Below are 13,567 nucleotides of genomic sequence, written 5' to 3'. Positions count from 1 at the left end.
GGGCGCGGAGACGCCCCTGAACGGCGAAGGCCCCGGGCATCGTTCGCCCGGGGCCTTCGGAGAGCAGAGGGGTTCAGCCCTCGCGCTTCTCCTTGATCTTGGCCTTCTTGCCGCGGAGGGCGCGGAGGTAGTAGAGCTTGGCGCGACGCACGTCGCCGCGGGTGACGACCTCGATGTGGTCGATCACGGGGCTGTGCACGGGGAACGTGCGCTCGACGCCCACCTGGAAGCTGACCTTGCGGACCGTGAAGGTCTCGCGCACACCGTCGCCCGAGCGGCCGATCACGACGCCCTGGAAGACCTGGATGCGGGAGCGGTTGCCTTCGGTGATGTTCACGTGCACCTTGACGGTGTCACCGGGACCGAAAGCGGGGATGTCGCTGCGCAGCGATGCTGCGTCGAGCGCGTCGAGGATCTGCATGATCGTCTCTTCCTGCGGCCGCCACAGGTCGGCCACGCGGGTGAAATGGTGGGTATGAGGTGTGCATGCGGAGATTCACTCGTCCGCGGGCTCCCCTGAGGCAGAGCCGGTCTCGGCACAAACGCCTATTCTGCCACGGATGCCGCGGCCCCGCCAAACGGCCGCTCAGTCGCCGCGGGGTCCTCGGCGGGACTCGTCGACGACGATGACCCGCGGCCCGTCCGCGCGGTCGGTGCGCTCCGAGGCCCCGGGCGACGGAGACGTCGCGCCGTAGCGCAGCATCATGCGCGTGCCGCTCTCGCGGGCGTCGCGCCACAGCTGCCAGAGGGACAGCCAGAACATCCCGATCCCCGCGGCGATGGCGCCGATCAGAATCGGCACGAACCATGCCTCGCTGAAGAGCCCGACCGCGATCGTGAGCGCGTGCCAGACCGTGAAACCCGCGACATCCGCCCACGAGACCGCTCGCTCCTCTCGCACGGAGGGCCGTGAGCGGACGAGGAGGGTGAGCACGAGCTGGCCCACGAGGACCGAGGGCACCGCGATGAAGAGGACCCAGAGGAACACCCACGCGCCGGCCTGGAACACCGCCCAGCCGACGACGAGCCAGAGCGGCAGGACCAACGCCGCCGGCAGGAGCCAGTGATAGTACGCCCTCCGCAGCCACATGACACCGATGCTACGCCGCGCAGCTCCCTGGCACCGGTGAGGCTGGGCGAGCTCCCAGGGCGGAACAGCGGCATCCGACAGAATGGACTCGGCGAAAGGAACACGATGATCGAGCTGCGCACACCCGCCGAGATCGAGCAGATGCGTCCCGCGGGCAGATTCGTCGCGGAGACGCTCGCGGCTCTGCGGGAGGACACGAAGGTCGGCACGAACCTGCTCGACATCGACCGGCGCGCGCACGATCTCATCCGCCGCGCCGGCGCGGAGTCGTGCTACATCGACTACCACCCCTCCTTCGGGGCCAGCCCGTTCGGCAAGGTGATCTGCACCTCGATCAACGACGGCGTCCTGCACGGGCTCCCCCGCGACTACGTGCTGCGCGACGGCGACCTCGTCTCGCTCGATTTCGCGGTCTCCGTCGACGGCTGGGTCGCCGACTCCGCGGTCTCCTTCGTCGTCGGCACGCCGCGCGACGAGGACCTGCGCCTCATCGACACGACGGAGCGCGCCCTCGCGGCCGCGATCGACGCGGCGACCGTGGGCCATCGCGTCGGCGACATCTCCGCGGCGATCTCCCACGTCGCCCGCTCCGACGGCTACTCGATCAACACCGACTTCGGCGGCCACGGCGTGGGACGGATCATGCACGGCGATCCCCACATCCCCAACGACGGCAAGGCCGGCAGGGGCTACCCCCTGCGCGCCGGCCTCGTGGTCGCACTCGAGCCGTGGTTCCTCGCCTCCACCGATCAGCTCGTGACGGACGCCGACGGATGGACGCTCCGCTCGGCCGACGGCTCGCGGGGCGCGCACGCGGAGCACACCGTCGCCATCACCGCGGACGGTCCGATCGTGCTCACCGACCGGTCGTGGCTCGGAGTCTCCTGACCTGACCGCCGCCTCGGCGGCCGATGCGGCGCTTCTCACAAGTGCCGCCGCTCGGGCGTGAGGGAAACGTTCGCAGAGGGTAACGCGGGATCGATCCCCGCCGAAACACCCCGACCGTAGCGTCGACGCCATGACCCCGCATGAGGACAACAGCGCGCCCCGCCGGCCGGCGCCCGCCGTCGGGAACCCGAAACCTGGCGAACACACCGGGGCAATCTCCCCTGGCTACCGTGAGGGCATGCCCCACCCCGATGACAGCCCGCACATCGTGGTGGTGGGAGCGGGCATGGTGGCACACCGCTTCGTGGAGAGCCTGCTCTCGCGCGGCGACCGCCCGTGGCGCGTCACGGTCATCGGGGACGAGGCCCGGCATCCCTACGACAGGGTCGGGCTGACCGGCTATTTCGCCGGAGCGAGCGCCGAGGACCTGACCCTCGACCGCACCGTGCTCGACGACGAACGCGTGAGCTTCGTGCGCGGCACGGCGGTCACCGCGATCAACCGCGAGGAGCGCGAGGTCACGACCGCGTCGGGCGAGCGCATCGCTTACGACCGCCTGGTGCTGGCGACGGGCTCGTACGCGGCCCGCCTCGCCGTCGACGGCTTCGGGCTCGACGGATGCTTCGTCTATCGCACGCTCGACGACGTCGAGGCGCTGCGCGGCTTCGTCGAGGCCCGGCGGGCCGAGCTCGGCCGACCGCTCACCGGCACCGTCATCGGCGGCGGCCTGCTCGGCCTCGAGGCGGCGGGGGCCCTGCAGGGCCTGGGTGTCGAGAGCACGGTGGTGCAGTCCTCCGATCGGCTGATGTCGGCCCAGCTCGACCAGCCGGCGGGCGCCGCGCTCGCGCGGCTGATCGAGGCGCGCGGCATCCGGGTCAAGACCGGCGCGATCACGACCCGCGTCGATCCGGGTCGCGACGGCCGGGTGACGGGGCTGGAGTTCCGCGACGGCACGTGGGAGCGCACGGATGTCGTGGTCTTCACGGTGGGCGTGCGCCCGCGCGACGAGCTTGCCCGCGCCGCCGGCCTCGCCGTGCACGAGCGCGGCGGCGTGCTCATCGACGCCGAATGCCGCACGAGCGACGACCGCATCCTCGCGATCGGCGAGGTCGCCAACTTCGACGGGCAGTGCGTGGGGCTCGTCGCCCCCGGGTACGCGATGGCCGAGGTCGCCGCGACCCGCCTGCGGGGTGGCGACGCCTCGTTCCCGGGATACGACCTCTCCACCAAGCTGAAGCTCAGCGGGGTCGACGTGGCCAGCTTCGGCGACGCGTTCGCCACGACCCCCGGCGCGCTCGACGTCGTCTACGCCGACCCCGTCGCGGGGGTGTACAAGAAGCTCGTCCTCTCGGACGACGCCAAGACGCTGCTCGGCGGCATCCTCGTCGGTGACGCCTCGGCCTACGGTTCGCTCCGGCCGCTCGTCGGCGGGGCTCTCGGTGGCGACCCCGCCGCCTACCTCATGCCGGAGGGAGGGGTCGCCGCGCCCGCGGGAGACCTCCCGGACTCGGCCCTCGTCTGCTCGTGCAACTCGGTCACCGCCGGCGCCATCCGCGGCGCCGTGCACGAGGAGGGCTGCTCCGACGTCGCCGCCGTGAAGTCCTGCACGAAGGCGGGCGCGGCGTGCGGGTCGTGCGTCACCATGATCAAGAAGCTCGTCGGCACCGAGCTCGCGAAATCCGGCGCGAGCCTCAGCAGCGCGCTCTGCGAGCATTTCGACCTCTCGCGCCGTCAGCTCTTCGACGCCGTGCGTGTCTCGGGTCTTCGCACCTTCAGCGCGGTCATCGAGCGCTTCGGCACGGGACGCGGCTGCGACATCTGCAAGCCCGCCCTCGCGAGCATCCTCTCGACCCTCGTCGGCGGTCACGTGCTCGAGGGCGAGAACGCGACGCTGCAGGACACCAACGACCACGTGATGGCGAACCTGCAGAAGGACGGCAGCTATTCAGTCGTCCCGCGCATCGCGGGGGGCGAGATCACGCCCGAGGGACTGCTCGTGATCGGGCAGGTGGCCAAGGACTTCGGCCTGTACACGAAGATCACGGGCGGGCAGCGCATCGACATGTTCGGCGCGCGGCTCGAGCAGCTGCCCGAGATCTGGAAGCGCCTCGTCGACGCCGGCTTCGAATCCGGGCACGCGTACGGCAAGTCGCTGCGCACGGTGAAGTCGTGCGTGGGATCGACCTGGTGCCGGTACGGCGTTCAGGACGCGGTGGGAATGGCGGTGCAGCTCGAACTGCGCTACCGGGGCCTGCGCTCTCCTCACAAGATCAAGCTCGGCGTCTCGGGCTGCGCGCGCGAATGCGCCGAGGCGCGCGGCAAGGACGTCGGAGTCATCGCCACCGAGGCGGGCTGGAACATGTACGTCGGCGGCAACGGCGGCTTCACGCCGCGCCACGCGGTGCTGTTGGCGGAAGGGCTCGACGACGACGCTCTCCTGAGGGCCATCGACCGGTTCCTGATGTACTACATCTTCACGGCCGACCGCCTGCAGCGCACCGCGCCGTGGTTCGAGGACCTGGAGGGCGGCATCGACGAGGTGCGGGCCGTCATCTTCGACGACAGCCTCGGCATCTGCGCGGACCTCGACGCCGCGATGGCCGCCCACGTCGCCAACTACGAGGACGAGTGGAAGTCGACGCTGGCGGACCCCGAGAAGCTGCGCCGCTTCGCCTCCTTCGTCAACGCGCCCGCGACGCCCGACCCGTCGCTCGCGTACACGGCCGAGCGGGGGCAGCCGCGTCCCGCGACCGCGGCGGAACGGGAGGACGGACGGGTCCTCATCGCCGGAACCACCCTGGAGGTGCGCCGATGACCATCGCCGACGCGAGGCCGGAGTCCGACGCCGCGATCCCGCGCTCGCCGTGGGTGCGCGTGTGCACGCTCACCGATCTCGAACCCGAGCGCGGGCGCGCCGCCCTCGTCGGCGGCACGCAGATCGCCCTCTTCCTCACGCACGAGCGCCGGGTGCACGCTGTGTCGAACTATGACCCCTACAGCGGTGCGCACGTCATCTCCCGGGGTATCGTCGGGACGCGGCAGGATGCCCCCACCGTCGCCTCGCCGATGTACAAGCAGGTGTTCGACCTACGCACGGGTTCCTGTCTCGACACGCAGGGGAAGGAGCCCCGCACGCTGGCCGTCTGGCCCGTCGCGGTGCAAGACGGAGACGTCTACGTCCGATCGGAGGAGCTGACATGACGACGATGCTCGGCATCTCGCTCGCGGGCCGCGACGTGCTCATGGTCGGCGGGGGCACGGTCACCGCGCGGCGGCTGCAGCGCCTGCTCGACGACGGCGCGCGCGTCCGCATCGTGGCGCCGCTGCTGAGCGCCGAGGTCCAGGACCTCGTGGACGCCCATTCCCTCGAGTGGCTGCCGCGCCCGGCCCGCACCACCGATGTCGACGGCGCCTGGCTCGTCCACACCGCTACGGGGGTCCCCCGCGTCGACGCACTCATCGCCGCGGCCTGCGAAGAACGCCGCATCCTGTGCGTGAACGCGTCGGACGGCGCGCACGGCACCGCGCGCCTGGCCGCCGAGGCGCGCTCGGGCGACGTCGTGGTCGGGGTCGTCTCCGACGCGGGCGTCGATCCGCGCCGCGCCGCGCGCCTGCGCGACACGATCGGGGCCCTGCTCAGGGAGGGTCGGCTGCCTCTGCGACGGCGTCGCGCGGGAGCCGCGGGGCGTGTGGACCTCGTGGGCGGCGGGCCCGGCCCGACCGACCTCATGACCCTGCGAGGGCGTCGCCTCCTCGCCGAGGCCGACGTCGTCGTCGCCGATCGCCTCGGACCCACCGACGTCCTGAGCGAGCTCGATCCCGATGTCGAGGTGATCGACGTCGGCAAGCGTCCGAATCACCACCCCGTGCCCCAGCACGAGATCAACGCCCTCCTGGTCGCGCACGCGCGCGCGGGAAAGCGCGTCGTGCGCCTGAAGGGGGGCGACCCGTTCGTCTACGGCCGCGGCGGCGAAGAGGTCGCCGCGTGCCTGGCCGCCGGCATCCCCGTCGAGGTCGTGCCCGGTCTCACCAGCGTCGTCTCGGTGCCGCAGGCGGCGGGAATCCCCGTCACTCACCGCGGCACCGCCGCCGGCGTGCACATCGTCAACGGGCAGGCCGAGACGAGCGAGAGTACACTCGCCGCCCTCGCCGACGAGACGGTGACCACCGTCGTGCTGATGGGCGTGGCCGCCCTCCCCCGCCTGGTTCGCGCGGCCGAGCAGGCGGGAGTTCCCGCAGACCGCCCCATCGCCGTGGTCGAGAACGGCCACACCCCTCACCAGCGCACGACGCGAACGACGCTCGGACGTGTCGTCGCCGACGCGGCCGCGGCCGGCGTGCAGAACCCCGCCGTGATCGTCGTCGGGGAGGTCGCACGCGCCGGCCTCCTGATGCCCGACCCGTCGTTGGCAGAGGGCTCCGGCCGGTGACATCCGCTGCCCGCCCCGCACTGTCGGCCGCCCTCGAGGGCTGCACGATCGTGATCGCCGTCGACCGGCGCTCGGGCGAACTGGCGGCCGCGCTCGAGCGGCACGGCGCCCAGGTGCGACACGCGCCGGCGCTGACGATCGTGCCGCACATCGACGACGAGGCGCTCATCTCTCGCACCCGCGAGCTCATCGCCTCGCCGCCGGAGATCGTGGTCGCCACGACGGGGGTGGGGTTCCGCGGTTGGATGGAAGCCGCCGACGAGGCGGGACTGCACGATCAGCTCCACCGCGCCCTGGAGGGTGCTCAGATCGTCGCGCGGGGTCCGAAGGCACGTGGGGCGATACAGCAGGCGGGCCTGACCGCGGACTGGGTGGCCGAGTCCGAGACCTCCACCGAGCTCGGCGAGTTCCTGCTCGCGGAGGGCGTCTCGGGACGCCGCGTCGCCGTGCAGCACCACGGCTCCGGCGCAGACGGTCTGGACGAGCTCTTCACCGGACACGGCGCGGATGTCGTCAGCCTCACGGTGTACCGGTGGGGTCCCCCGCCCGACCCCGAGGCGGTGCGCCGATCGGTCGTCGCGACGGGCACGGGCGACGTGGATGCCGTCCTGTTCACCTCCGCGCCCGGCGCCGAGGAATGGATCAGCGCGGCGCGGCGCGAAGGCATGCTCGACGACATCCGCGGGATGTGGGCCGCCGGGAGGGTGCTGATGGCGGCCGTCGGCCCGATCACGGCGGGTCCGCTGGTCGACGCCGGGCTGTCCCCCCTCATCGCCGAGCGCGGACGGCTCGGATCCCTCGTGCGGGGAGTCGTGACGCACTTCGGCGGCGGTCATGCCGCCGGGCTCGAGACCATCGCGGGCCGGCTGGAGCTTCGCAGTTCGGGCGCCGTCTTCGACGGCCGGCACATCCCCCTCTCGCGTACCGGAATCGACGTACTCGCCTCCCTTTTCGCCGCCGGGGGCGGCGTCGTCTCGCGTGCGACCCTGCAGGGCGCGCTGCCGCGCTCCGGTCACAACACGCACGCGGTCGAGATGGCGGTCGCGCGGCTGCGCGAAGCGCTCGCCTCCCCCGATCTCATCAAGACCGTGGTCAAGCGCGGCTACCGCCTCAACGTCGTCGAGCCCGAGGGACATCCATGACACCCACCCTCATCGCGTGCTCCCACGGCACGCGATCGCACGAAGGCCGTCAGGCCATCAGCACCCTCCTCGACCAGGTGCGCACCCTGGTGCCGGGCGTGCGCATCGAGGAGGCGTTCGTCGACGTCCAGGAACCGGCCATCGACGAGGTCGTCGATCGCGCCGTCGCCGAGGGCCCCGCGGTGGTCGTCCCCGTGCTGCTCTCTACCGGCTACCACACCCGCGTCGACATCGCGCGAGCCGTCGCCGCGCACCCGGGCCGGGCCATCGCCGCGCCGGCGCTCGGACCTCACGACCTCCTGGCGCTCGTCCTCGAATCGCGCCTCGCCGACGCCGATCTGCAGGGCGGAGACGCGATCGTCCTGGCGGCGGCGGGGTCGAGCGATCCCTCCGCCGCGATCGACGTGCAGGCGATGGCCGACCGCCTCTCGCAGTGCGTCTTCGCCCCGATCACCGTCGGGTTCGCCGCAGGAGCCCACCCTCGCATCGACGCGGCGGTCGAGAGCGCACGGGCGGCGGGCGCCGAGCGCGTGATCGCGGCCAGCTACGTCCTCGCGCCCGGGTACTTCGCCGACGTCATCGGCCGGGCGGGAGCCGACGCCGTGACCGCTCCGCTTGCCCCGGACGTGCGCATCGCGGCGCTCATCGTGGAGCGCTTCCGGGCCGCGGCCGGGCAGCTGCACGGCGCGGCCGCGCTCGCGAAGTGATCTCGGAGGGCAATGTTTCCGGCAGATGACCGCGCCCTAACCTTCGCGTCCGCCGCCGCGTGACACAGAAGTGACGCAGCGGTAACCCCCGCGACAGTCGGCACGAAACACGGCGTCCGTAGCGTCGGATCACGCCTATCCGAGGAGATCCGATGTCAACGACCGTGCAGCCCTCGTCCGTCGGCAGCGATGCCGGAACCCAAGCTCCCGCCGGGAGCGCCGCCGTCCACCTCACCCGCCGCCCCGGACGATGGGTCGACGGCTACGACCCCGAGAACGCCGAGTTCTGGCGGGGCGAGGGTCGCGGCATCGCCCGGCGCAACCTCGGTTGGTCGATCTTCGCCGAGTTCCTCGGCTTCATCGTCTGGCAGCTGTGGAGCATCGTCGTCGTCATGCTGCCCGCCGCGGGCTTCGATCTCACCAGCTCCCAGTCGTTCTGGCTCATCTCGCTGCCGAGCCTCGTGGGCGCCACGATGCGCTTCCCGTACACCTTCATGGTCGCCCGGTTCGGCGGGCGCAACTGGACGATCGTCTCGGCCGCACTCCTGCTGATCCCCGCGACCCTGCTGGGGTTCGTCGTCGGCAACCCCGACACCCCGTTCGGCGTGCTCCTGCTCGTCGCGGCTCTCGCGGGGTTCGGCGGCGGCAACTTCGCCAGCTCCATGGCCAACATCACCTACTTCTTCCCGCAGAAGGAGAAGGGCTGGGCCCTGGGCCTGAACGCCGCGGGCGGCAACCTCGGCACGTCGGTGGCGCAGTTCGCGGTGCCGATCGCCGTCACCATCGGTGCGGGTGCGACGCTGAACATCTCGCTCGCGGGATGGATGTGGATCCCCCTCATCCTCCTCGCGATCTGGGGCGCGTGGCGTTACATGGACAACCTGTCCAATGCCAAGGCGGACGTCGCGGGCTCCGCCGCAGCGCTTCGCGAGCCGCACCTCTGGCTGATGTCGCTGCTCTACATCGGCACCTTCGGCTCGTTCATCGGCTTCGCGAGCGTCTTCCCCAAGCTCATCGCCGATCAGTTCCCCGAGTTCTCCACGTTCCAGGTCGGGCAGGCGGCGATCTCCCTCGCCTTCCTGGGTGCGCTCGTCGGATCGCTCGCGCGCCCCTACGGCGGGAAGCTGGCCGACCGGTTCGGCGGAGCCCGGATCACGGTCGCTGCCTTCGCCGTCATGGCCCTCGGCGCCCTCGCCCTGGTGTGGACGCTCCCGATGCGCAGCTTCCCGCTCTTCCTCGGCTGCTTCCTCGTGCTCTTCGCCGCCACCGGCGTGGGCAACGGGTCGACGTACCGCATGATCCCCAACGTGTTCGCCGCCCGCGGGCTGGCTCGCGGCGCCGCGTCGGGCAGCATGGGCATGCAGCGCAAGGCGGCCGCCGCGCTCGGGCTGATCTCGGCCATCGGGGCCTACGGCGGGTTCGTTATCCCGCAGATCCTGAACGCCTCGCAGCTGGCGACGGGCGCGTACTCGGCCGCCTTCTACGGCTTCGTCGGGGCGTATGTCGCGCTGCTGCTGATCACGGTGTTCGCCTATGTGATCCCGCGCCGCTCGCTCGCCGGACAGAGGATCTGAGCCGCATGAGCACCCCCGTCCCGCTCCGCGTCGTCCTCGCCGGCTTCGGCCCCGTCGGTGCGCGATTCGCCGAGGAGATGCTTCCGGCCATCGCCGCCGGCCGGATCGCCCTGACCGTCGTCGGGGCGGAGCGGGACGACCCGTACAACCGCGTGCTCGTGGCGGAGTATGCGGCCGGTGAGGTCGCCCGCGACGACCTCACCCTCCTCGGGTCGACCACGCTGACGGATGCCGGCGCCACCGTGCTGCGCGGTGTCCGGGCGACCGGGATCGACCGCGAGGCGCACCTCGTGCACCTCTCCACGGGCGATCGTCTCGTCTACGACCGCCTCGTGCTGGCGACGGGAGCTCGCGCCAACGTCCCCGTGCTCGACGGTCTCGAGCGGATCGTGGGCGCCTCCGACGGGCTGGACGACACCCTCACCGAGGGCGTGTGCGTCCTGCGCACCGCCGAAGACGCCGAGCGCGTGCGCACAGTGGTCGCCGAGGGCGGCCGGGTCGTCGTTCTCGGGGCGGGGGTGCTGGGAATCGAACTGGCCCTCCTGCTCGCCCACGCGGGCGCCCGCCCGACGGTGGCCCACTTCGGCCCCACGCCCATGCCGCGACAGCTCGATCGCGGGGCGGCCGCCGTCCTGGGAGCCGCCCTCGAGCGCGCGGGCGTGCACGTCGTCCCGCACACCCGCGCCGAGGCGATCGTGGCGCGCCCGGACGAGCGGGGCATCCGCCGATTCGAGGCTCTCGTCAGCGCCGACGGCAAACGCATCCAGGGCGATCTTCTGGTGCTCTCGTGCGGTGTCACCGCCCGCGCCGAGCTCGCCGGCGAAGCGGGGCTGCGGGTGGGCGGCGGCGTCCTCGTCGATGACCGACTGCGCTCATGGACCGATCCGGACATCCTCGCGATCGGGGACTGCGCGCACATCGGCGACGCCGACGCGCATCTGCACGACCAGGTGGTCCCCGGCGGACCCGCGGGGCTCATCGGCCCGGGCTGGCGCCAAGCGGAATGGCTCGCGCGGGCCCTGATCGCGGAGTGCGAGGGCTCCGACGTCGAGCCCTTCGTCGACGACACGCCGGGGGTCGTGCTCCTGAAGGCCGAGGGCGTCGATCTCGTGTCGGCGGGCGATGTCAGCGCCGACCCGTTCGCTCCGGTCCCCCGCGGCGAGCAGGCGCCGGGCGTCGCGCTCTGGGCCGATCCCGAGCACGGCACGTACACGAAGATGGTGACGCGCGACGGCGTGCTGACCGGCTTCGTCAGCGTCGGGATGCCGCGCACGGCCGCCGAGCTGGGTGTGCTGTACACGCGGCGAGGAGAGCTCCCCTCCGACCGTTCGCTTCTGCTGCGTCTGGACGCCGTCGAGGACCTCGCGCCGCGGGCGACCGGGCGCGAGGCGACCGTGTGCGTCTGCAACGCCGTCACGGCCGGCGCCATCGAGGACGCCATCGCCGACGGCTGCGCCAGCGTCCCCGAGATCGGACGCTGCACCCGCGCGGGCACCGGATGCGGAGGCTGCCGCTCCCGCATCGCCGAGATGCTGACCGCTTCCGGCACCCTCGAGGCGGCACCCGCATGAGCGCGCCGGACGCCGCCGGCGGTGGCGACGGGCCCTCGACCGGAACCGCCACGCACTGCCCCTACTGCGCGCTGCAGTGCGCCATGACCCTGGATCCCGCGCCGGGCGACCGCGTGCCCGTGCGCGTGACGGGCCGGGATTTCCCCACCAACCGCGGCGGGCTCTGCAAGAAGGGCTGGACCTCGGCGGAACTGCTCGCGATCCCCGATCGCCTCACGACGCCTCTCGTGCGCGGAGAGGACGGCGAGCTGCGGGAGACCTCCTGGGAGACCGCCCTCGACACCCTCGCGGCACGACTGCAGGAGCTGCGGTCCGAGCACGGTCCCGACGCGGTCGGTGTCTTCGGGGGCGGCGGCCTCACGAACGAGAAGGCGTACCAGCTGGGCAAGTTCGCCCGCATCGCCCTGCGGACCTCGCGCATCGACTACAACGGGCGCTTCTGCATGTCGTCGGCTGCGGCGGCATCCACCCGGGCCTTCGGCATCGACAGGGGCCTGCCCTTTCCGCTGACCGACCTCGACACGGCCGACACCGTGATGCTGCTGGGCTCGAACGTCGGCGACACCATGCCGCCGTTCGTCTCGCACCTGCAGGGAGCGCGCGCCGCCGGCGGGTTGCTCGTCGTCGACCCGCGCCGCAGCAGCACCGCTCGCCTGACCGAGGACGGCGGCGGCCTGCACGTCCAGCCGGTGCCGGGCAGCGATCTGCCGCTGCTGCTGGGCCTCTGCCATATCGTCCTCGCCGAGCGCCTCTACGACTCCGAATACGTCGCCGCCCGCACGACAGGGCTGTCCACGCTGCGCGCATCGGTGGCGTCGTGGTGGCCCGAGCGCGTGCAGCAGGCCACGGGCGTGCCCGCGCCCACACTGCGCGCCCTGGCTCGCCGGCTGGCCGAGGGGCGCTCGACCTACATCCTCACGGGACGCGGCGTGGAACAGCACGCCGACGGCACCGATACGGCGACGGCCGCGATCAACCTCGCCCTGCTGCTCGGTCTGCCCGGCAAACCGGGCAGCGGGTACGGGACCCTGACGGGCCAGGGCAACGGACAGGGCGGACGCGAGCACGGGCAGAAGGCCGATCAACTGCCCGGGTACCGCAAGATCACCGACCCGGAGGCGCGCACGCACGTGGCGAGCGTATGGGGCGTGGATGCCGACGCGATCCCCGGACCGGGCGTGCCCGCCGTCCAGCTGCTGCAGAGCGCAGGCACCGACGCGGGCGTCAAGGCGCTGCTCGTGCACGGGTCGAACGTCGTCGTCTCGGCGCCGAACGCCGGGGCGGCCCGGGCCGCCCTCGCCCGCCTCGACCTCCTCGTCGTCTGCGACTTCGTCCTGAGCGAGACCGCGCGACTCGCCGACCTCGTCCTGCCCGTGCTCCAGTGGGCCGAGGAGGAGGGCACGATGACCAACCTGGAGGGGCGCGTGCTCCGCCGTCGGCGGGCACTGACCGCGCCGGAGGGCGCACGCAGCGAGCTGTGGATCATGGCGGAGCTCGCGCGGCGCCTGGATGCGCCCGGCACATGGAGCCTCGATCCGGCCGAGGTCTTCGACGAACTCGCCCGCGCGTCGGCGGGCGGACTCGCCGACTACTCCGGCCTCAGTCACGTCCTGCTCGACGAGATGAGCGAGCGCGGAGACGCCGCCTTCTGGCCTTTCCCGGCGGGGAGCACGGGCACGCAGCGCCTCTTCGACGACGGCTTCGCGCACCCGGACGGTCGTGCCCGTCTCGTGGCCGTGAGGCGCGCAGCGCACCGGCGGACGGCGGCGGGAGACGAGCTCACCCTCATCACCGGCCGGCTCCTCGAGCACTACCAGAGCGGGGCCCAGACCCGACGGGTGGCCGAGCTGAACGACGCCCGTCCGCGCGTCGTGGCACAGCTGCACCCCGTCACCGCGGCCGATCGGGGGCTCACCGACGGCGGCCTCGTGAGGGTGTCCAACACGCGGGGGACGGTGGATGCCGTGGTGGGGATGAGCCCCGACATCCGCCCCGACACGATCTTCCTTCCGTTCCACTTCGCGGATGCCGAAAGCGCGAACCTGCTCACGAGCGACGCGGTCGACCCGATCTCGGCGATGCCGGAGTTCAAGACGGCGATCGTGCGCATCGAGCCCATTCGGTCTCCGACCCGCTCGCCCGCGCGAGGCCCCGGACAGGCCTAG

The 13,567-nt window shown here is 72.3% G+C and carries 11 protein-coding genes; 9 read left to right on the top strand and 2 right to left on the bottom strand.

From position 1 onward, the window contains the following. Window positions 1–73 precede the first annotated feature (73 nt). Window positions 74–421, bottom strand: a complete 348-nt coding sequence (rplS, locus tag ACIGCK_RS10865; RefSeq protein ID WP_330171988.1) for a 50S ribosomal protein L19 — start codon at window positions 419–421, stop codon at window positions 74–76. A 165-nt stretch (window positions 422–586) separates the two neighbouring features. Further along, complete coding sequence (locus tag ACIGCK_RS10860) at window positions 587–1,090, bottom strand: MFS transporter permease (RefSeq protein WP_396666038.1); 504 nt, start codon at window positions 1,088–1,090, stop codon at window positions 587–589. 105 nt (window positions 1,091–1,195) lie between these two features. Here ACIGCK_RS10860 and map point away from each other — a divergent pair, with 105 nt between their 5' ends. From map to ACIGCK_RS10815, 9 genes are all read left to right on the top strand, one after another. Beyond that, window positions 1,196–1,978 carry a type I methionyl aminopeptidase gene (gene map, locus ACIGCK_RS10855; protein WP_330171630.1) on the top strand — a complete coding sequence of 261 codons (783 nt, stop codon included), beginning with the start codon at window positions 1,196–1,198 and terminating at the stop codon, window positions 1,976–1,978. 238 nt (window positions 1,979–2,216) lie between these two features. After that, window positions 2,217–4,793 (top strand): nitrite reductase large subunit NirB, encoded by a 2,577-nt coding sequence (gene nirB / locus ACIGCK_RS10850; RefSeq protein WP_396666036.1) that lies wholly within the window; start codon window positions 2,217–2,219, stop codon window positions 4,791–4,793. Then, window positions 4,790–5,179, top strand: a complete 390-nt coding sequence (gene nirD / locus ACIGCK_RS10845; RefSeq protein WP_396666034.1) for a nitrite reductase small subunit NirD — start codon at window positions 4,790–4,792, stop codon at window positions 5,177–5,179. Before nirB ends, nirD begins: the two co-directional genes overlap by 4 nt. Beyond that, window positions 5,176–6,408: a uroporphyrinogen-III C-methyltransferase gene (cobA, locus tag ACIGCK_RS10840; RefSeq protein ID WP_396666032.1), complete on the top strand. Its 1,233-nt coding sequence runs from the start codon at window positions 5,176–5,178 to the stop codon at window positions 6,406–6,408. The genes nirD and cobA overlap by 4 nt, the downstream gene beginning before the upstream one ends. Then, window positions 6,405–7,550, top strand: coding sequence for a uroporphyrinogen-III synthase (locus ACIGCK_RS10835; protein ID WP_396666030.1), 1,146 nt, complete (start codon window positions 6,405–6,407; stop codon window positions 7,548–7,550). Before cobA ends, ACIGCK_RS10835 begins: the two co-directional genes overlap by 4 nt. Then, window positions 7,547–8,257, top strand: coding sequence for a sirohydrochlorin chelatase (locus ACIGCK_RS10830; protein ID WP_396666029.1), 711 nt, complete (start codon window positions 7,547–7,549; stop codon window positions 8,255–8,257). Before ACIGCK_RS10835 ends, ACIGCK_RS10830 begins: the two co-directional genes overlap by 4 nt. Before the next feature lie 152 nt (window positions 8,258–8,409). Continuing rightward, a complete protein-coding gene (locus ACIGCK_RS10825; protein ID WP_396666027.1) occupies window positions 8,410–9,831 on the top strand; it encodes an MFS transporter in 1,422 nt (473 codons plus the stop codon). 5 nt (window positions 9,832–9,836) lie between these two features. Next, on the top strand, window positions 9,837–11,402 hold the full coding sequence (locus ACIGCK_RS10820; protein WP_396666025.1) for an FAD-dependent oxidoreductase: 1,566 nt from the start codon (window positions 9,837–9,839) through the stop codon (window positions 11,400–11,402). Beyond that, a complete protein-coding gene (locus tag ACIGCK_RS10815; RefSeq protein WP_396666023.1) occupies window positions 11,399–13,567 on the top strand; it encodes a molybdopterin oxidoreductase family protein in 2,169 nt (722 codons plus the stop codon). The genes ACIGCK_RS10820 and ACIGCK_RS10815 overlap by 4 nt, the downstream gene beginning before the upstream one ends.

The sequence above is a fragment of the Microbacterium sp. NPDC078428 genome (genome assembly GCF_044542535.1).
Lineage (GTDB): Bacteria > Actinomycetota > Actinomycetes > Actinomycetales > Microbacteriaceae > Microbacterium > Microbacterium limosum.
Note: the sequence above shows the minus strand (reverse complement) of the source record. Positions and strands in the feature narration are given on the sequence as shown.

Bases quoted from the DNA above. Each gene is read 5' to 3' on its own strand.
- rplS (WP_330171988.1), bottom strand. From the start codon at position 421: ATGCAGATCCTCGACGCGCTCGACGCAGCATCGCTGCGCAGCGACATC.
- ACIGCK_RS10860 (WP_396666038.1), bottom strand. From the start codon at position 1,090: ATGTGGCTGCGGAGGGCGTACTATCACTGGCTCCTGCCGGCGGCGTTG.
- map (WP_330171630.1), top strand. From the start codon at position 1,196: ATGATCGAGCTGCGCACACCCGCCGAGATCGAGCAGATGCGTCCCGCG.
- nirB (WP_396666036.1), top strand. From the start codon at position 2,217: ATGCCCCACCCCGATGACAGCCCGCACATCGTGGTGGTGGGAGCGGGC.
- nirD (WP_396666034.1), top strand. From the start codon at position 4,790: ATGACCATCGCCGACGCGAGGCCGGAGTCCGACGCCGCGATCCCGCGC.
- cobA (WP_396666032.1), top strand. From the start codon at position 5,176: ATGACGACGATGCTCGGCATCTCGCTCGCGGGCCGCGACGTGCTCATG.
- ACIGCK_RS10830 (WP_396666029.1), top strand. From the start codon at position 7,547: ATGACACCCACCCTCATCGCGTGCTCCCACGGCACGCGATCGCACGAA.
- ACIGCK_RS10825 (WP_396666027.1), top strand. From the start codon at position 8,410: ATGTCAACGACCGTGCAGCCCTCGTCCGTCGGCAGCGATGCCGGAACC.
- ACIGCK_RS10820 (WP_396666025.1), top strand. From the start codon at position 9,837: ATGAGCACCCCCGTCCCGCTCCGCGTCGTCCTCGCCGGCTTCGGCCCC.
- ACIGCK_RS10815 (WP_396666023.1), top strand. From the start codon at position 11,399: ATGAGCGCGCCGGACGCCGCCGGCGGTGGCGACGGGCCCTCGACCGGA.